Origin of the sequence: Gemmiger sp. An50 (assembly GCF_002161595.1) — a bacterium.
GTDB lineage: Bacteria > Bacillota > Clostridia > Oscillospirales > Ruminococcaceae > Allofournierella.
The window spans coordinates 307,843-329,688 of record NZ_NFID01000001.1; the positions used below are offsets into that span (position 1 = coordinate 307,843).

Sequence of the window (21,846 nt, forward strand, 5' to 3'; positions counted from 1 at the left end):
GTATGAAGCACACCCGGCAGGATTTGAAAATCATGCAGGGTTGGAGCCTCGAAAGAAAAATCAGAGTTACGCAGACGAGAATCATGGAATGGTATATGCGGTACGATGGGCAGGTCTTTATCAGCTTTTCGGGCGGTAAAGACTCCACCGTGCTGCTTGATCTGGCACGGCGGGTCTACCCTGATATTCCTGCTGTGTATGTTGACACGGGGTTGGAATACCCCGAACTGCGCGATTTCGTAAAAACGAAGGACAATGTTATTTGGCTTCGCCCGCGCTATCCGTTCACTCAGATTCTTGAGAAGTACGGCTATCCGATCATCTCCAAAGAGGTTTCGGATGTTATCAACGGCGCAAGAAAGGGACAACCTTACCGTCTGGCACGACTCAATGGAGAACTGCTGGACAAGAACGGAAAGAAGTCGATTTACAACTGCGAGAATTACAAATACCTTCTGGACGCTCCCTTCAAGATTTCGGCAAGGTGTTGTTACCACATGAAAAAAGCGCCGCTGAACAAATTTGAAAGGCAGTCCGGGCGGCACCCGATTACGGGTGTCCTGGCCTGCGAAAGCAAGCTGCGGGAGCAATCCTGGATCAAGTTTGGCTGCAACGGCTTCGAGCGCCAGCGGCCTCTCAGCCAGCCCCTTGCGTTCTGGCTGGAAGAAGATATTTTGCGGTATCTGAAAATGACCGGCATTCCCTATGCCCCCATCTATGGGGACATTGTTGAAAGCCGCAAGAAGAACGGCACCCCGATTCTGAAAACCACCGGTGTTTCCAGATCGGGGTGTATGTATTGTATGTACGGCGTTCATCTGGAGCATGAGCCGAACCGATTTCAGCTTATGCAGGTGACGCATCCCCAGCAGTATGATTACTGCATCAATAAATTGGGGTGCGGCGCTGTGCTGGACTACATTGGGGTGCCTTACCGCAATCAACAGTTGGAGGTGGATCATTGTTAGGTTCTAAGAAAAAAGAAGAAGCGTTTCCCGTCAATGAAGCGCTGCTAAATGTCATTACCCCGATGGGGCTGGAAATCAAGCGAAATAGTTTGGTCATCGGTGAAAATCTGGGTAAGGTGTACGGCGCCGTCCGCTATCCGCAGAAGGTGGATATGGGGTGGCTTTCCAAGATCACCAACATCCCCAGCACCATTGTTTCGGTGGGGATTACCCCCATTGACAATGGTTCGCTCATTTCCGCAATCTCCAAAAGCATTGTCCAACAGCGCGGCGCCGCTGACAGTGCCAAAGACCCGCTGACCCGGCAGCGCGCCGAGAAAGCCGCCGAGGACGGCGAGAAAATCATGCAGCGGATCGACCAAGAGGGCGAAACGGTTGCCATGATGTCGCTGACCGTGATGCCGATTGCACAGGATGAGGTCAACTTCACAAAGGTCTGCCGCCGTGTGGAGAGCGCCTTCAACATCCAGAAGTGCAAGGTGCGCACCCTCGCCAATCTCCAAAAGGAAGGGTTCCAGAGCATTTCTCCCACCTATCCGGCCAACTCCACGGTGGACAGCATTGTGTCCCGTATTATTCCCATGAGTACCTTTGTGGGCGGATTCCCGTTTGCCAGCTCCGGTTACAACGATGGTCGGGGCTATTATTTTGCAAAGGACAGCAACGGCGGCCTGGTGATTCTGGATACCTGGGAGCGCGGAAACGACCGCACCAATAGTAGCTTCGTGATTATGGGTGTGGCCGGTATCGGCAAGAGTACCGTTGTGAAGCACATCATGCTTTCGGAATACATGAAGGGGACGAAAATCCTGTGCATCGACCCGGAATCCGAATATAAGGATATGTGCCGGAACCTGAACGGAAGCTGGCTCAATGCTGGCGGCGGAAAAAACGGCCGCTCCAACCTTTTGCAGATCAGACCGGCGCCCCGTGACGATGACGATGAAACCGACAAACTCTATACCGATGAAGGAAACGGAATGTCTGATATGGCGCTGCACATGAAAACACTGGAGATTGAATTTTCCCTGTATCTGCCCAGCCTGACGGATATGCAGAAAGCAATCCTCAAGCAGACGATCATTGAACTCTACAATCAGTTCGGCATCTTCTGGGAAACGGATATTCGGCAGCTCAAGGCCACGGATTTTCCCATTCTGTCCGACCTTCACGCCCTGCTGGAAAAGAAAGCGGAGGCCAACAAGGAGAATCCGGTATATCGTGATCTGGCAATGCTGCTGTACGACGCCGCAGCGGGCAGCGACAGCTTTCTGTGGAACGGCCACACCACGCTGGAGGCTAATTCCCGGTTTATTTGCCTGGATACCCACGACCTGCAAAATGCGTCGGATAATGTCAAACGCACGCAGTATCTGAACCTGTTGAGCTGGTGCTGGGAGGAAATGAGCCGCGACCGGAATGAGCGTTGCCTGCTGGTATGTGACGAGGCATATCTGATGATTGACCCGCAGGTCCCGCAATCCCTGGTGTTCCTGCGTAATGTGGAGAAGCGGGCAAGAAAGTATGAAGCTGGACTGGCAATCATTTCTCATTCCGTGGTGGATTTCCTGGCCCCGGAGGTCAAAATGTACGGGCAGGCCCTTTTGGATATTCCGTGCTATAAAATCCTGATGGGCTGCGACGGCAAAAACCTTCAGGAAACCAAAGACCTCTACAACCTGACGGACGCGGAGCAGGAATTGTTGGAGAGCAAGCGGCGTGGACACGCGCTCTTTATCATTGGGTCCAAGCGGCTTCATGTAAACTTTGAGATTCCAGCTTACAAGTTTTCCTATATGGGCAAGGCTGGCGGCCGGTAATTCGGTGGCGGCCGGGAGCAATCCCGGTCGCCTTACTTATTCCACACAGGAGGTTTTCAGATGAATCATGCGGAACGATACGAATACCTGGTCAACAAGATGGCTGCCATACGTTGGAGGGGCAGTGATTTGGACGCTTCCTACCATGCCGCCCTTTTCCTGATGGCTTCCCATCCGGCTCTCTTTCAGAAGATGGATCGTTACCTCTGCCCGGAGGGAATCGACTTTACCAAGATGATGCGGAAAGAGGAGTTTGAATATGACTGGATGAAGATTACGGCGGATGCCGCCCGCAACCTCTTTTCCTGGAACAGCAAGTGTGCTGCTACTCCTTTTGAGATTTCGCGGATGCCTGCCCCGGCGATTCGGGCGCTCTTTACGGCCTGCTTCATCGCCAATGGGGACTACATGGTATCTGTCCGGAAAAATGACAAAGGAGAAAAGGTGTTTGAAATTGACGACAGCGCCGGTAAACGGCGGGAGGCGTTCAATCTGCAAATGGAGCAGATGATGGAAGCCCCCGGTATGGAACCGGACTGATTATGGAGGTGATTTTTTGGCTGTTGATCCGTTGACTGCAAAAATTCTGGCAAAGGTAGCTGTGCAGGCGGCTACCGACTCCGAGAGCCGGAAAAGAATCCTGTTTATGATCCTGGCCCCGGTTCTGGGGCTTTTGCTTTTAATTGCCTTCATCCTGTACCTCATTACCAGCCCCTTTTCCGTACTGTCCCAATGGTTGATTGGTGATGAGGTAAACGTGGTGGAGGATTTTCAGAAGCAATATGGTTACAACCAGCAGCTCGGCATTTATGAGAAAGACTATATAGATGGTAGTGGTCAGAGCTATGAGGGCATCATCTTTACGGATGGGGTGACCGAAGTCGTCTACTACAATCAGTTGGATGAGCGTTGGGCCGATCTTCCGTATGGAACCGATAATATCGGCGGTTATGGATGTGGCCCGACCTCTATGGCGATTGTGGTATCCAGCCTGACAGACCAGACTGTTGATCCCCCCACAATGGCAGAATGGGCGTATCAGAATGGCTATTGGTGTTCCGGCAACGGTTCCTATCACTCGTTGATACCGGGGGCTGCGGAGGGCTTTGGGCTTCAATGGGAAAGCATCAGCACCGATGACCCGCAGGCCGTGGTGGATGCTTTGGCATCCGGGAAATTGATTGTGGCACTTATGTCAAAAGGCCACTTCACATCCAGCGGTCACTTTATGGTGCTGCGTGGAGTGACCTCTGAAGGAAAAATCCTGGTGGCCGATCCTGCCAGTAAAAAACGAAGCGAACAGGAATGGGATATATCAATCATTCTGGATGAGGCCAGAAAGGGCGCCGCAGCAGGCGGTCCCTTGTGGGCGATCTACTAAAGGGGTGCGATATGAATAACCGAAACAAGCTGATTGAACTGTTTATCTACATCGTGATCGTAGTGGTGGGCATCGTCCTCTTGCTGACCGGTGGGGCGGATGACAAAACCAGTGCTGAAAATATGGGAGGTGAATCCTATGCTGTTGTACTTGACGAGTAACCAGAAAAGCAACCTGATCGACCCCGCCGTGCGGAATATGACTCTGCCCGCCAAGAAGCTGGTCGGCCGGTTCAGCCTGAAAAGTTTCGTTACCAAAGATATGCGCAATTATGCCAACGCCAAATTCTTTGTGGTGGATGCGGCGTGTATCGAGGAAAGCGGCAATGATTTCACCCTTGCCCTGCAATCCTTTCAGATGATGTTCTCCGCCCGGATCATCGTCATCCTCTCCGGCTACGAGGATGTGAACGACGAGGTACAACGGCTACTGTCCATCGGCGTTGTGAATCTGGTTACGGGTGAAACGATGGAGGACGCCCTGGACGAGCTGACAGAAGCGCTTTCCGAAGATGGGATGCAGCGGTATGTGGTAAAGGCTCCCGTCTACGAGCAGCCAGCTACTCAGCGTGAGAAGGCACCGGAGCCGGATGAGATTATTCCGTACCGCTGGAACGCCCGGAATATCCGTATTGCCGTGGCCGGTTCGCAGCGCAGGAGCGGCGTGACAGTGACGGCCTTTAACCTGGCATCTTGGCTGGCGGCCAGAGGTGCGGAGGTGGCGTATATCGAAGTCAATCAGAACCGCCACCTGCAGCTCCTGCTGAACATCTACGAAGCGGCGCCGGATGGGGAGCATTACACCATTGATGGGATCGACTGCTACCTGACCAACGAGCCGGATAAGGCGTATCAGTTTATCATCTATGATTGCGGCGTGATGCAGACGCCCACCTCTATTTTCCGTGACGCGGATCACCGGCTCCTGTGCGGGAGTGTCCTGCCCTATGAGATTCCGGTGTTCCACAAGGCATTGTCCGAGTGCGGCTCATTGGAGGTGCGCCCGGTAGCGATCTGTGTGCCGCAGGAAATTCAGGAATACTGTATGGAACTCTTTGGGGAAAATGTGCAGATTGCGGCGGCATCCCACGACCTGTTTGCGAAACGGGTCAATGGGCAGATCTACCGGCCGCTTGTGGAGAAGTATATTGCAGGAGAAAAGCGCCTGTAACAGTATGACATGATTGGGAGGATTGGAATATGGCAAAGTTTGAGTATATGCAGCGGGCATTTTCTTCTGAACTGAAGCCCAGAGCACGGCTTGTGCTGCAAGTCCTGGTTCTGCATTGCAACAAAGAGGGCGAGTGCTTCCCCTCTATCAAGACCATAGCCGCCAAGTGTGGCTATGGGGTGTCCACCGTAAAGCGAGCGCTGGATGAGCTGGTGAAGGCGGGATATATCGTCAAACAGGCCCGGTTTGACGAGCGTAAGAACGGCGGCCAGACCAGCAACCTCTATACTTTATGCTCTGACTTACTCTGCCCTGACGAGCCGGAAAACGCCCCTGTGCTGGAAGATGATGCGTCTGATGAATCCCCGGCAGTGCAGCCGGAAAGCGCCCCTGCGGATGCCTGTAATGCCTCTGATCCCACACCTGGGGAACAGTCTGCCACTTTGCCAACAGCGGATTCCTACTCCTTTGCAGATGGCTTTGAAACCAAAATCGGGCGGCAATTCTGCCGCCCGATTCGTATGTGGACTGGGGGGCAGTCCATTTTTATACCCCCTTGAACCGTACAGGTGAACAGATACTTACGGATGAAGAAAAAAGTAATAGTTAATCCAAAAATTGCAAAAATAGACGGCCAGGGGTCGAAACCCCCGCCGTCAGTCCTTGGATTGCAGTCGGTTAATAAAGCCAATTAGCATAATCAGATCTTCGTCCTTGAGTTTTCGCATTCCGTCCATCGCTTTACGGATTAACTGTGGATTGACCGCTTCTGCATCAAAAAACTGCAAAGGGGTAATCTCAAAGTAATCACAAATTTTTAAGAACTGAGCCATTGACGGAAGAGATCGACCGGATGAAATCCCCTGAATATAGCTCCGGTTCTGTCCTAAAGCCAAACTCATTTGATATTCTGATGCGCCTTTTTTCAAACGCAATTCGGTGATCCGATTGCGGATAAATTCTTCATCCATATCCTCACCTCGCTATATACAAGGATAACAGATGAAATGCCTGGATTATAAACATAGTATGTGTTATAATATTGAATATATTCCTATTTACGCCGTTTTATTTGCGTTATTTCATTTTTGTATGCGTGAGATTTGAAGTGGGGTGAAGTTTTTGGAAAAAACATACGCTTGTGCCATTACTGGGCACCGTCCAACTCGATTTAAGTTCAAGTATAATGAAGGGTATTCGTTGTGCAAAAAGATAAAAAAAGCAATGCTAAAAACATTTTGTCATTTGCATGATGAAGAAGGTATTTTCCGCTTTTATGTTGGAGGTGCATTAGGGGTAGATATGTGGGCAGCCGAACAACTCTTATATCTCAAAGAACAACCGGGATATCAAGATATTGAGTTAATTGTTGCACTTCCATTTGAAGGGCATGATTCGAAATGGGATGCAATGAGCAAACAGCGGTTGCAGATAATTATTCATAATGCCACAAAATGTATTGTTATAGGACAAAGTGGAACTACATCCGATTATAAAAAGAGAAATTATTATATGGTAGATCATGCAGATTTCTTGCTGGCAGTCTATGATAACAATCGTAAACTACGATCTGGGACAGGCCAAACAGTAAATTATGCTTTGAAACAAAATCTTCGTATAATTTTTCTCCATCCTGATACAGCAGAAATAAGTTAATGGTTTAGTTAGTTCATAAAAAATTTTCACATATACTATTGCATCGTTTTTGGTTGCCTTTTATAATATAAATACCATTTCCTTGTTTTGTATTTTATTGAAAGGGTGGCAGTGAACGATGGCACGAAAATCCTATTCAGATAAGGAACGCGAACAAGTGAAAGAAGCTCTCCTGATAACTGTTCTTGAAAGTATTGTAAATCAGGGACTTGTTCATAGTAGCATTGCTATTCTTTGTGAAAAAGTTGGAATTTCTAAAACTTTCTTTTACAGCTTTTTTTCTTCAAAAGAAGAACTTGTAATGCAGGCACTTCGATATCAGCAGCCTAAATTGCTACGCTATGCACAAGAACTGATGAATGACCCCAAACTCAGTTGGAGAGAAAGCGTCAAAACCTTCTTGAAAAATTGTTGTTATGGAGAAAAAGTTGGGTTTGCAGTCTTATCAATAGAGGAAGAACAGCAAGTATATCGCTGCCTTTCCAACGAAAATTTTCAAGCGTTTCGTAACGACCAGTTGTATTTATATCGCAACTTACTTACAATTTTTGGCGTTCCGATGGACAACATTGATCCACGGTTATTTGGTAATCTGTCCTTAACAATGATGATGAGTTATAAAGCTATTCCTGATACTATGCCTTTCCTGTTTCCCGAAGTAGCAGATGATATGGTAGAATTTCAAATCAACGCCCTGCTGGATGAAATGCAGCGAGCAAAAAAGGAAGCGATAAGGTGACGCGAGATGCACAGAGATAAACTTCCATGTTCTGTGGGATTACAGAGCAAACAAATACATTCAAAGACCAGAACAAGTCGGATTTTTGCAACCGGCTTTAGATTTGCGCGGCCTTTTTATGTCCTGCGTTCGTCTGCCCTTGTGGCAGTGCGGCGCAGGGCATTTTTTATTGTTCGGAAAGAGGTGGCCTGATATGAGTTTACCAAAACGAAATAGTGCGGACGGGCGCTGTTACTGGATGAAGCCCGAGGTGCAGGTGGAACTGCAACCGCTCTTTGACCAGTGTATCCAGGATGCCATTGACGGGAGAATCACGCGGCTTGATGATTCCCACTGGCCGCCGGTAGTGGTCAGCAGTCAAGGTGCACCCTTTGAGGTGTGGCAACTGCTTAGGGCATGGACCGAAATACAGCGGGCCGAGACCCTGGATGCGGAAAAGGCCATCGCCTTCAGCGAAAACCTGCGCCGCCAGAGCCGCTGGGGTGAAATTGACCACCATCTACTTGATATGCTGAAACGGGAGCTACAAGAGAAGTATTTTGTTGCAACAGGCGATGAAGATGATCGCTTCTGGGATCGGGAGTATTCCTTGAAACCAGGCATCCGTGCAGAGCAGATCCCGGAGCCGCTGCTGCGTTTCGCCTGCTATGTGGCGGTGAGCTATAAAGTGTATGGCTTGGACTTTCAGTATCTGGACGCCAATTACCTCTTTGGATTGGTGGAGAAAGTCCGTCCTGATATGGTGAAAAAGCTCCGGGAACACGGGACCGGCAGGCTGCCGCTCTCTCTGCAAAAGAGGAAAACAGAGCACTTCACCGCATCGGCCAACGATGCCTTTGCTGTGATCCGTATTACTGCCAGGGACAACACAGAGGAATGCTGCCACGAAGTGCTGGACTACCTGTGTGAGATTCTGGAGCAGGAGGACTTTCCCCGCAGCTATGCGGTGGAGTTCAAAGGGCCGGAAAAGAGCTATCTTCCCATCACAGGCCTGCCCAAAAAGGGAGTCAATCAGCTTTTTGCCTGTGCTGTGCAGTACCCCAGCCTCCACCCCCTGATGGAACGGTACGCCCGGCTTGCCATGCGGCAATATGAGCAGTACACCAATCTCAGCGATGAGCAGTGCGCTCTCCCTGGAAGTTTTGCCGTGTTCGCCCTGGGAATGCTGGGGCAAGCGTGGCGGCAGCTGGTATGGGATTATCTCGATCTCTGTGATGATGAGCACTCCCGCTTACAGGAAAAATTTCTCCGGGAATATGTGAAACAGTTCGGCTTTACCGCCGATACAGTCCCTATTTTTGTCCGGGGTTTGCTGTCCATGCAGAACATGAAGTATTCCAAGGACTATGCCGCGTGGATGGCAAACGCAGAAAGCCTGGACGCTCTGCTGGAGGCAAAAGTCCATCTGTCCGAGATCGTTCCAAGCGGTTTTTCCTCCGACGAGGATGATGAGGATGACGAGAATGAGGAGCCCACCCAGGAAACAGAAGCCAGCCCGGAGGAAGTGCTGCAATACGCATGGGAGACGGTCTGCTATGTGATCTGGGGCAAAGCCGGCGCCAAGGGTGGTCAAAAAGTGGTGGAAACAGCTTCGGAGGAACTGAAAGAGCGTTGCCGGCAGATTTTTATTCCAATAACGGAGAGCCTGGAAGAAAGAGGTAGCCTGCTATGAGTTTACCGAAACGAGACGGCGTACATGGCCGTTATTACCTGATTCATAAACCAGATACGGACCCCGAAGTGCTGGAACAAGCCGATCAATGCATTCAGGATGTGTTGGATGGAACCGCAAAAGAAAACCATTCCGGCTACCCGGTGGTTGTTCGGAATCAAAACGGAACACCCTTTCTTCCCAGCCAGCTGCTGGAGCGATACCTGTCCAAACTGCCATTGAAAGGATTTCCCTATGCGGATGCGGTCGCCTTCTGCGATGCCCTGCGGCGTCTGGCGGGCTGGAAGGAGATTGATTACACACTACGGCAGTACATCGAAAAGCAGGTGCAGGATCGGTACTTTGAGGTCGGAGAGCGGGAGGATGGTTTTACGGTTTTCCCGCCCTGCACTGTGTGGCCCGAGCTGCGGCCGGAGGATGTGGACGAAGGCCTGCTGCGCTTTGCCTGCTATGTGGCGGTCTGCTATACGGTGTATGGAGCCAGCTACGACTCTCTCACCACCGAGCACATTCTCGGCCTGGTTTCCCAGCTCCGCCCAGACATGGTGAAGCAGCTGAAAACGGACGGCAGCGGCAAATTGCCAACGGACATTCAGAAGCGGAAAACGGAGCGTTTTACCGCATCGGCCAATGATGCGTTTGCCACCATCCGCATCACCGCCAGGGACTCCACGGAGGAGTGCTATGGGAAAATCCTGGACTACCTGTGCGCGGTGCTGGAGCGGGAGGAATTTCCCCGCAGTTACTCGGTGGAGTTCCGTGGGCCGGAGAAGATTTACCTGTCCATTCCCGGCCTGCCCAAAAAGGGAGTCAATCAGCTCTTTGCCTGCGCTGTGCAGCATCCCAGTCTGCATCCGATTATGGAGCGATACGCTCGTCTGGCTATGCGGGAGTTTGAGTGGTACCAAAACCTCGCGGATGAAGCCTGCGCGATGCCCGGCACCTTTGCCGTGTTTGCTTTAGGGCTGGAGGGACCACAGTGGTGTTCGATGGTGTGCGACTATCTGGATCTATGTGATGATGAACATTCCTCTTTACAGGAGAAGTTCATCCACGCATTTTTCAAAAAATACGGATTTACCGTTCAGACACTCCCCGTATTGATCCACGGCGTCCAGTCTATGCAGGGTATGAAACCAGCTAAGGAGTTCCGTACTCTAATTGCCAATGAGGAGAGCCTGAACGCTCTGCTGGAGGTCAAGAGGCATTTAGAGGACTACCTGCCGGAAGAAAATTGCCAGGACAAAAGATCCCAGGACTTTCTCTGGCAAGATGTGCTCTGGGGCATTTGGGGGCAAGCTGCGCAAAATGGCGGCGGCAAGGTGATCAAAGCAGCACCGGCGGAACTGAGAGAACAGTATCAGAAAATTTTTCAATAGAATGTCAGGAGAATTCGGATGAGTGAAGTAAGCTATTCAAATGTACCACCTCTGATGGCTGCCATCCGAGGTGGCGACATTGAGACACTCCGTTCCCTGCTTCATGCGGGGCATTCTCCCAATGAGCCGCAGTGCTATCAGGTAACGATTGGAGCGTGGCCGCGGGAGGAGGAAACCTCTCCACTGGAACTGGCGGTGCTGGAAAAGCGGATGGACATGGTGCGGCTGCTGATCGAAGCCGGAGCGGATTTGACCCATAACCCGGAAGAATTGCTTTACGGTTCCCTGCGCAGTCGAGACCTGACCCTGTTTTCTTTTCTGATCCATGCGGGAGTCAGAATCCCCGCGAAACAAGAGAACATCTACCGGCTGTTTCTCCATCTGGAAAATCGGCGCGATCCTGATATACTCTCCATTTTGGACAGGCTGGGTATGGATTTGAAACAATATGGCGGAGAAGCCCTGCGCAGTGTGGCAAGCCAGGGGAATCAGATGCTGGCGGAGTATCTGATTCAAAACGGGGCGGACATCAACTACCACAAGCCGGACATGGTGTTCCCCTACGCTTCCACTCCTGTCATCGAAGCGGCACGGCACAACGATTTTTCGATGGTGCGCTGGCTCGTGGAGCAGGGCGCAGACATCACCATTTCCGATAAATACGGCGACCGACCCTACACCGTGGCAGTACAGAACAAAAATCAGGAAATGGCCGCCTACTTAAAAGCTCTGGAGCCGGAGGAATGGCACAACGAACAGGAAAAGGTGCGTCAGCTCATGCCTTACAAGCTGCCTGCCAAGCTGGTGGAATACTTAAAGACCGGCCCCTTGCGTTTGGAATTTCCGGAGCGGGAACTGGTGAAATGGGCGGAACTTTACCCCTACATGGATGTGCAGGAGATGACCTGGAAGCGGAAAAAACTGCTCTCCCTGATGGCGAAGATGGACAACTACAGCGACTATCTGCTGCTGTGGAGTCCCAGAGATAAAAAACTGTGGTATCTGGACATCGAGCATGAGGAGTTTCATCCGTTAGCCAGATGGGAGGAATTTATCGCTGACCCCGGAAAATATCTCAATGGAATGATCGAGGGCGAGTTTGAGGAATAAGGGGAGAACGCAATATGACTATGGAACAACTGCCCCCCAAGGGGGTCAAGCGAGAACAGGCCATTTTGGAGTTGGGCAAGGCTGAAGCCAACGGCGAACTGCTTCTCCAGCTTGTGAATATGGAAAAGGGCAAGTGCAAGACGGCTGCTCAGAAGGCTCTGGCGCAGCTGGAGTATGCCCCCGCCGCCCCACTGTGGGCCAAGCTGGTCAAGGGTAAATGGATGGGCAGCCATATCATGGCGGACGCCTGTTCCGACTGCGTGTCGGAGCAGATCGCCCCGGCCATCTTAAAGACCCTCTCCCGGCTGCTGGACGAGGGGGACACAAAGCCCCTGGAAATCGAACAGTTGAACTTCTGTCTCCATCTGATGATGGGGAAAGCCTCGCTCAAAATGCTGGAGGTCTACCGCTTCCTGGCAGAAAACGCCCAGCGGCTCGCCCGGCTTAAACGCGCGCCTGTTTATCCGGATGACGACTGCACCTCTTGGTGGATTACGGACGGACTTCGCATTTGGGATGCCACACCCAGGGAAAAAGAGAAAATTCCCGCTGTGGTGCTGACCGCCTCCCTGATCCGCAACCCGGATGAGCGGCTGCAGGCATTGGCGGATGAGCTGAACGAACGCTGCGGCGGCAGCTGGCTGATCCCGGTCTTTATGAAGGCGATTCTCACCCAGCCCAAGGAGCAGGTGTATGAGACCTATTCGCCCCTTTTGGGGACTCCAAAGGCGAGCTATCTGTTGAACGCCCTGGGGCTGCTGGATTACCGCAGCTATCCGGAGGACTGGGCCTTTGAACGCTCGGGTCCCGACGGGCTGCGCGCCCTGATTTTCTGGGGTGATTACAGCTATGGGACCTATGACACAAGGTTTACGATTGAACGCTATGTGGAGCTGGATGAGCGGTGGCTCTTTGCTCTGGCAAAAGACCCGGAGGGCAAAAAGCCCGCGGTGACATGGCAGACCTATAACCGGGGCGGTGTGCTATACGGGAGCTACGACGAAATGCTCATCAGCCTGCTGCCCCGCAAAGTGGAGAACCCAGAACTCAGGCGCGCCCTGCGGGACTACTTCCGTATTCGCAGCGAAAAAGTGAGCGTGGAAGAAAGTATTACTGTTTACAAAGACGCTGCTGAGCGGTTTGGCGGTGAGTGAGAAAAAAATATCAAGAAGGCAAGTGCCTGAACTGTGAACTACGAAGAAAGGAAGACACAAAATGAAAACCTTTGATCCCGATTACAAACTGCTGGACGAGATGTATCAGGATGATTACTATCCAGTTTTTCTGGTAGACAAGGTAAAGGACGAACTCCAGAAGGTCATCGACCTGCTGGAGAGCGGCGAAACCGACACCGAAGTGGTGCAGGAAAAGCTGGACGAAGCAGTTTGCGGCATCAATGACCTCCAGGACGAATTTTACGAGAACAACAGTGAGATTGAAACGGTAGCCCGGGACTGCATCGGCGTCACTGTAGACTACATTTTGAAGTGGTTTGGCATTCCGATTGACATGGAGGAGGCTATCCGGGAACGGGACTGGTGACTTTTATGAAAATGGAGCCCTCTTTTTGCACGGCGGTCTTTTGGCGTGGCGGAGAAAAGATTGATCTGAATGGGCGAAAGCCGGATGCGGTACGGTGTCTGTCTGTGACGGGAGAGCGGAAGGTGAATCTGTCCTTCCTGCGAGATTATCCCAATCTGGAGGAACTGACCCTGATGGAAAAGTGTGAGGGTGTAGAAGTTCTCTCCGAGCTAAAGCAGCTTCATACACTGTCCCTATGGCTGTCGGCCCCTGTTTCCTGGGACAATGTTTCTCTCCCCGGCCTGCGTGTTCTCCACCTGCGTGGAGAAAAGAATGGCGACATCACCCCACTTCTCACCAGCATTACCTATCTCCATTTGGAGGAAATGCGGAAAACGGAAGATCTTGCCCCTTTCCTGACTCCGGCGACCCGGCTTCAGAAACTCTATCTCCAGTCACTCCCAGCTGTGCAGGAACTACCGGCTCTGGATGGGCTTCCTTCCCTTTATGCCCTGAAACTCTATGAGCTGCATAAACTAAACGATTTGTCCGCCCTCTCCCACAGCCATTTGCGCTGCTTTGCCGCCTCTCTGATCGGGGATAAACTCTCCGCCCAGGCGCTGGCAGATGCTGTGATGGCGATTCCCAATCTGGAGGCAGCCGCGCTCCAGCTGGCGGATCGCTCCGAGCGGCGCTATGGCGGCATCCAAAAAGCCTTTGCCGCCGCTGGGAAATCCGCATTGCTGCGGGAGGAAATCAGTGCTTTGACCACATGGCTGTCGCTGTAACCTGGGGATTGGGGCAAGAATGATATGGAACAGTTTTTTGAACATTCCGATTTGGGATTGGGAGCACTGACCTTTCAGAAAGGACCAGGGACCATCCACTGCTGGACTGGAAGAATCGCAGACACAGAGATCCTGTTTTCCATTATTTTGAACACATCTGAACTCCGGTCGGCAAACCTGGATTTTATCCGTTCTGTGCTTCAAAACTGGCGGGAGTATCTTTCAAAAGCGGAGCATGAGATTCAGGCGCAGATTGGTAAAAGCCCTGAGAAGTTTGGATTGCAGCGCGCTCCATTCCCTGAAACGGAGATTCCCGCCGAGCAGCCGCAATTTCTGTTTTATGATGAGACAGAATGGGGCCTGCACTTTGAGATTTGTACCCTTCCTGTGGGGGAGCCATTTGGACTTATGGTTGAGTTTTCAGGGGACACGCCAACGGATGTATATGGCTTGTCGGAAGCGGAAGAAATAGAAGCGGACATGGAATGATATAAAGGAGCCGATCAGATTGTGTGGGAATGCGAAAATTCTTTGTCCTTACTGTTTGACGAGAGAAATTGACCCGGCACAGGCGATATGCTCTGCTTGTTATTCAAAAGAGGATAAATGGGAGCGAGGCAGTTGGGATGACCTACGCAAGCGCAAGAATGCCGATGAAATCCAGATGTTTACCATAGCCAAAAAAGTAGATGAAGCGTTCCAGATACCAGAAAATGAAGCTTATGCCTGTATAGAGAAACACGAAATGATTCAGGCTAAGGCCTTGGAACGGGAAATGGAGGCTTTTCACCGGCGGCGCATCCTTTGTATGGTGGAGATATTTTCCAAGATTGATTGCGGCATCCTCTTTTCTGGCTATGTAGAACTGGATACCTATTTCAAGAATGTGTGGGATTATGCCCATCAGCGCATTGCCGCAGAACAGCTCAGAGAGGTTCAGGAGTATCTGCGGTCACAGATTCCATGGAAATCCCTATCCAGTCAGCGGATGGATCTGGGGGCAGAACTTCTCAACTTTTGGTGCGGAGAAGATGAGTTGGATTGGGGCTATTCTCAATATTTTGAGATTGCAGCAGGTAATCTCAAGCCGTTTCTTGCAATGACCTTATTCACAGAGATTCTGTGTAAGCATTTTCCAGATGTAATGTCTGCGCCAGTCAAGCGGCTGAGCAGCAAACTTTGAGGCACTAAAAAGGGGGTACTTTCATGCCAGACTGGTCGCAAATCATATCCGATGCGCTGGACATTCTAAAATTTGACGGAGCCGTACAGGACACTCTGGCGGAACTTCGAGGGAAATGGGGCGCGCAGGTCCCGGCGCTGCTGGATGAACGCTTTGATGCCGTTGGCGTTCAGTATATGAAGCTATCCCATGAAAAAGGGGCGGCGGCATTGGGGCAGGAGCTGTCTGCCTTCGGCTGGGCGCTGTATAACCTGGATGATGAGGACGAGTATCTGTTTGCCTTGATCCCAGAGGAAGAACGCAGCGAATGGGAACGCTACTGCAAAAAGCAGGGGCAATATTGCCACCTGATGAAACAGCAAGGGCGAAAATGGGGCGACCATGCCAAGGAGCAGAACCCTGGGAAGCTGATGCCCTGCGAGGAATACATACTTCAGGATGAGTACGATTATTTCTTCAACTCCCTGGCGGGTGATTTTGCAGCGGGCGAATGGAAAAACCAGGATGCAGAAGAATGGAAAAACGGCTGTGTGGCCGATCTGCGCCAGCGTCCGCCCCAGGTGACCCGCGCCCACAGTTTGCCGCACCTTGGGTGCCTCACTTATTCCGCAGAAAATGGACTCTATGCCGCGTCCAGAGCCGCTGGCAGCGGGACTATTGGGCGGGCATTACTGAGCAAGAATCCGGCTACCCTCAACTGGTTCGAGCCGTCCCCCATTGGATATGACGGTCCGCCCCGGACCCTGTGCTGGGCTGACCATTCCCTCTGGGTGGGTGATCCCACCAACGCTACACGGATTGAACTGACAGACCGGGGCGCCTGCCAGGATGTGAAAAACTGGACTCTGCCGGAAGATGGATGGAGCACCAAATACCATTGCGGCATTACGACAGACGGTCTGGGCCGGGTCTACTTTTCCAACGAGTGGTACAAGGGGCAGATTTACCGCTGGGAAAACGGCAAGGTAACAAAACACACCTTCTCTCTGGACGGATACGACCATCTCTCCGAGGCCGTTCCCGTTCCCGGCACAGGCCGCATTACCATGATCCACGCAGTCAGTGGCAAGGGGCGGATGGAAGAATGCCTGCTGGAACTGGACATGGACACCAGGCGGTGCCGCATCGCCCCCCTGCCCGGAATGGGCGAGGGGCTGAAACTACGCTGGTTTACCGGGGACTGGCTGCTGGTGCAGGGAAACGGCGAAATCCTCTCCGATGACTTTGCTCAGCTCATAAATAGGAACACCCGTGAAGTGCTGCGTATCCGTCCGGGAATGTTCGGCGGGGAGAAAATGCAGCACATTGGAATACTCACCGATGGCACGGTGGTCATCGTCACCCGGCGGGATAGGGTTGGGCCGGTATTTCGTTATCCCATCGACTTCTGGGGCTTCCTGCGGACGGCAAACAAGCCCAAAAAGCTGGAATGGCTGGAGTACAAAGAAATGTACCCAAATCTGCCCATCTTCCTACCGCCCAAGGCCACAGAGCGAAAAATCATTCTCAAAAAAGACAGCCTGACCATCCTGGGGTCGGTATTTACGCCGCCGTTTACCCTTTCGCAGCTTTCGGAAAAGCTGGGGCCCGCCCGCATTGTCCTGCAAAATGGAACACGGAAAAGCCCCATTACAGGCCGAGAGAGTCCCTATACCCAGGCCCTTGCTTTGTGGGACGAACTTGGACTCCAGGGCTGGTTGGATGAAGATGAGCAGATTATCAAAACCCTTGGTGTCCGGGTAGCGGCACTGGGAGAGTATGCGGTTCGGCAGACATTTGACGGAGCGGTTTGGATCGGGTCCAAGGACTACCGGGAGGCCAGCTGGAAGGATTTCGCCGGATTTGCCCATACCCTCAAATTAGGCGGCTTTACCGTTTATACCCGCTTGCCGGGTCCTGTTTCAGAGGAGCAGTCAGCGCAGAAAGCAAAGCTGGAGACCCTCTCCGCCATGGTGCAGATCAGCTGGAAAGAGCCAGAGCAAAAGGCAGCGAAAGCGCAGAAATACAAGTTATCCAAGCCGACTGAACCAGTGCTCACCTTTACCAGCTTCAACTTCAAGCTGGCGGTCATGGAAGTCCTGATGTACGAGAAAGGCTTACTGGCTCCTGAACTGGATGCCCATGAGTTTGCCAGAGAGTATAGCCGACGCAAGATCGACATTGGCGCGGAAGGGTATGAACCCATCCCAGAGATTCGGAAGTGGCTGGAAAAATACCCGGTTCCGGCGCGGCTGGCTCCAGAGATCACAGAGATCGAGATGGATGGCGGCAGCGAGATTTATACCCAGCTCTGTCCGTTCTGGGATGGCGAGGATGGAGCCTTTGATCTTAATACCATTACTGAGGCGGAACTGCGCCAGTTCCCCAATCTCAAACATATTACTCTCATGTCCTCCAAGCCGGAACAGGTGCTGCCGGTTCTGGAACGGTGCAGTATCAAGGTAGACTTGCTGTGAGGTAAAAGTATGAAAGCGAAACTAAACGTGATAAAGAACTGGGAGTTCGAGGAATTTGAACTGACGGGAACTTCCTTCAAATACAGCCCGACTGGATGCAAGGGTATGGTAGCCCGCGGTGAGGATGAAATTGTGTTTTGGACCTATCATCTCTCGCAAAAGTGCAGCGGCGTTTTGTGGGTCAAAGGCGAAGTTTCCAGGTGGATTCCCAGCCCAGAGCCGAAAGAGCAGCAAGATGTTTGGGAAGTTCCTGTCTTGCTCTCATGCGACAGAGGAATACTATTGGTTTGCCCGGCCAGTAAATCCCTTTGGTGGATGCCGCAGATGGATGGAGAGTGGATTCCGATCTCCATGGATAACTGGTGTGCCCAGGGTATTCCCAAGCCGGTGGCAGTCACCGGAAGCCAGGGCGTTTTCCCTATTGTGTGCCGAGTGGACAACTCCGCTGATGCGACCAACAGTTTTACCAGCCTGACGGTAGACTTTGAAACCATGACTGCACACTGGGCAGAAAGCGGCTCTTGCGTATACAGCAAAGCAGGAACCCGACAGACCCATTTGGCGGCGGTAGAGCGAGCTGGCGGCAATTTTGCCCAGGCAGACTTTCACTACAACTATCCTATGATTGGCTCCATACTGGAACAGAATGGACAGTTTTATGCCTTTTTGGAAAGCAGCACTATCAATCCGGCGGGTCTTTCTCTCATGGGCTACTATTGGTATCTGGAACTGGAGGAAAACGGACTATTCAAAAAGAAACTGTGGGGTAAAGATAATTTAAGCCGCCTGCCCGGAAAACACGGGATGCGCGGAAAATTCTCCGGTGGCAGGACTTACCTGATCCTATCTCCCATTTTTAAGAATGATGACTGGAAGGGTAAACAAAAGCTGCTGCGCCTTTCGGATTTGGTGCTGATCGACCTTGCCATGCCCCGTGGATACGCTTCCTTTCATGTGCTGGATGTATGGGGGAACCGGGCATTTCTCAGCGATGAGAAAGACAAGCTGGTTCTTTGTGAAATGACCTTGGAGCAGTTATGAGGGCTGAGTATGCTTTTCAAGAAAAAGATTGTATTTACGGAAGGAATGAATGAAACCCTTTGTTCTTTCGGTGAAATACCCTGGTTTTCCTGTTGTGGAGTTCCGTATGATAAACCATCGTATTACCCATATCTTCAGGAAAAGGACCCAAAACGAGCAGAAAAACTACTGCTGCATACAAAGAACTACTCAGGAACCGTCTGCCTTACGAATTTGTTCAAAGAAGGCATTTGTCGTGCAGATACCTTTATTCTGCAAACGGCTGGGTGGAAGTTTTACCAGAATGAATTCATGCCATGTGTGGAGGCCAGTTGGCGCACTTATGAAAAAAGAGTATCGAAGGCAAATGGCCTCGATCTGAACTCGGCGGAAAAAAGATTCCTGCGTGATTGTGGCTTTCCTGACAGCATAGATCTTCAGTTGTGCCGAATGGTGCAATATTTACTGGTTGAACAATACTTCCTTGAAAGGTTTCCTCAGTTCCCTCTATTTTTCAGCCGGATCATTGATATTTACAAGGATGGGCATATCGTGCTCGGCTGGAATGGAAGATTTGCATCGCATGAGACGAATCTGGAAAATGAAAACGGAACCCCAATCTTACCGACAGACGGAAGTTTGATTATATGGTAGGAAAAGAAGAATTTAATTGCTGTGAGACGAGGGAAAATGATATGGCATTACAGGAAAAGAAAATAATGCCTCCCCCTTGGCTGGCTCACCGGGAGATCGAGCGATACTCTATTGGCTGGCGCATGGGCTACGGGGAGGATTACATATACCGATTTGGCGATTGGATGGACACCCTCTCCCCGGATGAGCGGACGGAATACCGCACCCTCTTTCCCGAGCCGGTGACCTGGAAGGGTTGGTGGGATGACGAAGATAGCAGCGAAGTGCTGGAACATGGGGATTTCTGGGTGAATGCGTGGCAGCCGGAAGGAAGCCCTAAGTACACTCGCCAGTGGCTCCAGCAGGAATTTTCCATGGGGAGAAAGCGGGAACTGTGTCTGTTCTGGGGCCATCAGCCTGCCGAGGACGGCCAGCTGACAAAAAGCTGCCTCAGCCAGTGGTGGATGGAGGATTTCTGGTCCGTTACCAATACCTATCTTTGTATGGAGTAGTATATGATGGCAGGCAAGGCGGAACTGTTCAGCGATCAGGAGATTCGGGAGCAAATTTTGAAATGCAGCGACCCGAAACAGATCAAGGCCCTGGGCCGCAAGGTGCGGAGGTTTGACCAGAAGGTATGGGACAAGTTCAAATACGCCATTGTATTGAATGGCAACTGGTGCAAATTCAGCCAGAACCGCAACCTGCGGGAATTTCTCCTCTCCACCGGAGATAGTGTGCTGGCGGAGGCCAGTCCCTACGATAACATCTGGGGCATTCGGCTTTCAGCCAACTCCCTGGAGGCGCAGGACCCGATGAAGTGGCGGGGGCAAAACCTGCTGGGTTTTGCTCTAATGGAGGTACGGGACGAACTGCGCCGGGTCACGCAGAATGAAATGTTGTGCGACTGGAACGCAGTCTGAGGTAAAATGATGGAATTATTTGCAAAAAGAATGACTTGGGAGCTGGACAATGATAAAGGGCTGTCCTGCCTGTTCTTTGAATGGGAGGATGGTTACTTTACACTCTCCCGCAAGACCGGCGCGGACGCACTCCGCTTGGAAATGAATGATCCAGCCAATGGTCAGTTGATTGACCCGGACTGTTTTGAATATGCCCTTGATAATACCAGGTTTCGTCTAAATATCGTGCGGAACAACCGAAAGGTTCTGCGGTATCTGGAAGAACACCACATCAACACGGAGTTGTATGGAGAAATCGTCCTTCACTACACTCCTCTCAGCAAGCCACAGCTTGAAACATTATCTGCCGTGGTTCTTAGACTGTTTTTCGGTGAACTACTTTTTTAGGCGGAAACAGAAGTGTCGTTGGCAGAAATCATGCGAGGGGATAACTATGGTTAAAATTTATCGTATTTGGTTCAATACGGAGAGAATGGACAGAGAGGATCACTACAGAATCACATTATTCAGTCGCCCTCGTGTATCTATTCATGTGGACGAGTACATTTGGAGTTTCATCGAAGAAAACATTGTGAAGCCACACAAGCTTATGCGCAGTGAGAAGCATGGGTATCTGTTGAACATTTCGTTTGACCAGTTTGACCCGGCAAAGCACCGATATTTTCCGCTTTCCCCATACAACGGTCCGCTTCGGGAAGGGGTCGAGATGGAAAGCTCAAAAAGCAGCTATTTCCGCGAGGATTTTGCAGACGCTGAGGAACGCACCACCTGGTTCTCTCCCAATAAAATCTGGACAAACTGCGGCGACAAAGTTTTGAATGTGGATGTCAAGGCCGCCAATGTGAGCGAGAACATCACTCCCAGAGAATACGCGGACTTGCTGTTCGATGGCATTGGAGCGGCGCTGGTGTTCAACTTCAAAAGGCTCAAACGGGAGGAGTTTGATGGGCTGAAGCCCAAGATTGATTGGGGTATCGTCGAAAGTTTTCCCTTTCCCGCGCCCTTTGAGGAGCAGCGGTACATTGGGGATGGTGGCAAAATTCATGTATATTCCTGGGATGGCCGACAGAAAAAGACTCTTGTAGGCCCCTATTCCGTGCGAGAGTTATATCTGGAGCATTTCGGAGAATCGTGAGGAGGAATTTTGCTGTGCAAAGCTGGTCCAGAATGGATTTTGGCACTGGAAAGATCATCTTTCTGGATATCACACAAAAAGAAGATATGCTGCAAGTGGAATATCCGAACTGCTTTCTGCTGGATATGGGCTGGTATCAGGACCGGTACATCATTTCTGTTATTCATAATTTTGATTGGACGCATCCAGTCCAGCAGTATGAAACAGCAGAAAGGAATCAGCTCCCCAAGCTGTTGACGGAGGCGGTTCGCCTTGTGGAAAAGGAATCACAGTCTGCCGGAGCAAATTGAAA

24 protein-coding genes and 1 pseudogene are annotated in these 21,846 nt (G+C 51.2%); 24 read left to right on the plus strand and 1 reads right to left on the minus strand.

Annotated features, from left to right (window positions below; translation table 11 throughout):
* Positions 1-2: 2 nt before the first annotated feature.
* From B5G03_RS01515 to B5G03_RS01540, 7 genes are read left to right on the plus strand one after another with little or no spacing between them, the layout of a single operon-like run.
* Positions 3-968 carry a phosphoadenosine phosphosulfate reductase family protein gene (locus tag B5G03_RS01515; protein ID WP_025543799.1) on the plus strand — a complete coding sequence of 322 codons (966 nt, stop codon included), beginning with the start codon at positions 3-5 and terminating at the stop codon, positions 966-968.
* Positions 962-2,788, plus strand: a complete 1,827-nt coding sequence (locus B5G03_RS01520; protein WP_025543800.1) for a VirB4 family type IV secretion system protein — start codon at positions 962-964, stop codon at positions 2,786-2,788. The genes B5G03_RS01515 and B5G03_RS01520 overlap by 7 nt, the downstream gene beginning before the upstream one ends.
* 60 nt (positions 2,789-2,848) lie before the next feature.
* Positions 2,849-3,328 (plus strand): hypothetical protein, encoded by a 480-nt coding sequence (locus B5G03_RS01525; RefSeq protein ID WP_006354150.1) that lies wholly within the window; start codon positions 2,849-2,851, stop codon positions 3,326-3,328.
* Between the two features lie 16 nt (positions 3,329-3,344).
* The gene (locus B5G03_RS01530; protein WP_087180032.1) at positions 3,345-4,169 is read left to right on the plus strand and encodes a C39 family peptidase; all 825 of its coding nucleotides are present in this window, start codon (positions 3,345-3,347) and stop codon (positions 4,167-4,169) included.
* Positions 4,170-4,180: 11 nt separating this feature from the next.
* Positions 4,181-4,330: a hypothetical protein gene (locus tag B5G03_RS17555; protein ID WP_006354152.1), complete on the plus strand. Its 150-nt coding sequence runs from the start codon at positions 4,181-4,183 to the stop codon at positions 4,328-4,330.
* Positions 4,308-5,339: a hypothetical protein gene (locus B5G03_RS01535; protein ID WP_087180033.1), complete on the plus strand. Its 1,032-nt coding sequence runs from the start codon at positions 4,308-4,310 to the stop codon at positions 5,337-5,339. The genes B5G03_RS17555 and B5G03_RS01535 overlap by 23 nt, the downstream gene beginning before the upstream one ends.
* Before the next feature lie 29 nt (positions 5,340-5,368).
* A complete protein-coding gene (locus B5G03_RS01540; RefSeq protein WP_006354154.1) occupies positions 5,369-5,899 on the plus strand; it encodes a helix-turn-helix domain-containing protein in 531 nt (176 codons plus the stop codon).
* Between the two features lie 96 nt (positions 5,900-5,995).
* Here the strand turns inward: B5G03_RS01540 and B5G03_RS01545 are convergent, their stop codons facing one another.
* Entirely contained in the window at positions 5,996-6,310 is a 315-nt protein-coding gene (locus B5G03_RS01545) for a helix-turn-helix transcriptional regulator (protein ID WP_006354155.1), read from the minus strand.
* Between the two features lie 142 nt (positions 6,311-6,452).
* On the opposite strand from B5G03_RS01545, the gene B5G03_RS01550 reads away from it, so the two are divergent.
* The 17 genes and pseudogenes from B5G03_RS01550 (at position 6,453) to B5G03_RS01630 (ending at position 21,844) form a co-directional block, all read left to right on the plus strand.
* The gene (locus tag B5G03_RS01550) at positions 6,453-6,995 is read left to right on the plus strand and encodes an SLOG family protein (protein ID WP_006354156.1); all 543 of its coding nucleotides are present in this window, start codon (positions 6,453-6,455) and stop codon (positions 6,993-6,995) included.
* Between the two features lie 118 nt (positions 6,996-7,113).
* The gene (locus B5G03_RS01555; protein ID WP_025543803.1) at positions 7,114-7,734 is read left to right on the plus strand and encodes a TetR/AcrR family transcriptional regulator; all 621 of its coding nucleotides are present in this window, start codon (positions 7,114-7,116) and stop codon (positions 7,732-7,734) included.
* A gap of 238 nt (positions 7,735-7,972) precedes the next feature.
* Complete coding sequence (locus B5G03_RS01560) at positions 7,973-9,406, plus strand: DUF6138 family protein (protein ID WP_087180034.1); 1,434 nt, start codon at positions 7,973-7,975, stop codon at positions 9,404-9,406.
* On the plus strand, positions 9,403-10,785 hold the full coding sequence (locus B5G03_RS01565) for a DUF6138 family protein (protein WP_087180035.1): 1,383 nt from the start codon (positions 9,403-9,405) through the stop codon (positions 10,783-10,785). The genes B5G03_RS01560 and B5G03_RS01565 overlap by 4 nt, the downstream gene beginning before the upstream one ends.
* A gap of 18 nt (positions 10,786-10,803) precedes the next feature.
* Positions 10,804-11,895, plus strand: a complete 1,092-nt coding sequence (locus tag B5G03_RS01570; RefSeq protein WP_206423587.1) for an ankyrin repeat domain-containing protein — start codon at positions 10,804-10,806, stop codon at positions 11,893-11,895.
* Between the two features lie 14 nt (positions 11,896-11,909).
* On the plus strand, positions 11,910-13,049 hold the full coding sequence (locus B5G03_RS01575; protein WP_006354162.1) for a hypothetical protein: 1,140 nt from the start codon (positions 11,910-11,912) through the stop codon (positions 13,047-13,049).
* A gap of 61 nt (positions 13,050-13,110) precedes the next feature.
* On the plus strand, positions 13,111-13,437 hold the full coding sequence (locus B5G03_RS01580) for a DUF5713 family protein (RefSeq protein ID WP_006354163.1): 327 nt from the start codon (positions 13,111-13,113) through the stop codon (positions 13,435-13,437).
* A 122-nt stretch (positions 13,438-13,559) separates the two neighbouring features.
* Positions 13,560-14,204 (plus strand): hypothetical protein, encoded by a 645-nt coding sequence (locus tag B5G03_RS01585; protein ID WP_242962250.1) that lies wholly within the window; start codon positions 13,560-13,562, stop codon positions 14,202-14,204.
* Between the two features lie 24 nt (positions 14,205-14,228).
* A complete protein-coding gene (locus B5G03_RS01590) occupies positions 14,229-14,693 on the plus strand; it encodes a hypothetical protein (RefSeq protein ID WP_025543807.1) in 465 nt (154 codons plus the stop codon).
* Between the two features lie 19 nt (positions 14,694-14,712).
* Positions 14,713-15,387: a hypothetical protein gene (locus tag B5G03_RS01595; protein WP_242962251.1), complete on the plus strand. Its 675-nt coding sequence runs from the start codon at positions 14,713-14,715 to the stop codon at positions 15,385-15,387.
* 23 nt (positions 15,388-15,410) lie between these two features.
* Positions 15,411-17,843 carry a DUF6892 domain-containing protein gene (locus B5G03_RS01600; RefSeq protein WP_087180036.1) on the plus strand — a complete coding sequence of 811 codons (2,433 nt, stop codon included), beginning with the start codon at positions 15,411-15,413 and terminating at the stop codon, positions 17,841-17,843.
* Between the two features lie 9 nt (positions 17,844-17,852).
* A complete protein-coding gene (locus B5G03_RS01605; protein ID WP_087180037.1) occupies positions 17,853-18,884 on the plus strand; it encodes a hypothetical protein in 1,032 nt (343 codons plus the stop codon).
* Positions 18,885-18,893: 9 nt separating this feature from the next.
* Positions 18,894-19,517, plus strand: a complete 624-nt coding sequence (locus tag B5G03_RS01610; RefSeq protein ID WP_140401613.1) for a hypothetical protein — start codon at positions 18,894-18,896, stop codon at positions 19,515-19,517.
* Positions 19,518-19,558: 41 nt separating this feature from the next.
* Positions 19,559-20,419 (plus strand): annotated as a pseudogene (locus B5G03_RS01615) (NADAR family protein).
* A 6-nt stretch (positions 20,420-20,425) separates the two neighbouring features.
* On the plus strand, positions 20,426-20,806 hold the full coding sequence (locus tag B5G03_RS01620; RefSeq protein WP_087180039.1) for a hypothetical protein: 381 nt from the start codon (positions 20,426-20,428) through the stop codon (positions 20,804-20,806).
* 46 nt (positions 20,807-20,852) lie between these two features.
* The gene (locus tag B5G03_RS01625; protein WP_087180040.1) at positions 20,853-21,554 is read left to right on the plus strand and encodes a hypothetical protein; all 702 of its coding nucleotides are present in this window, start codon (positions 20,853-20,855) and stop codon (positions 21,552-21,554) included.
* A 14-nt stretch (positions 21,555-21,568) separates the two neighbouring features.
* Positions 21,569-21,844, plus strand: coding sequence for a hypothetical protein (locus B5G03_RS01630; RefSeq protein ID WP_242962252.1), 276 nt, complete (start codon positions 21,569-21,571; stop codon positions 21,842-21,844).
* The last annotated feature ends 2 nt before the right edge of the window (positions 21,845-21,846 follow it).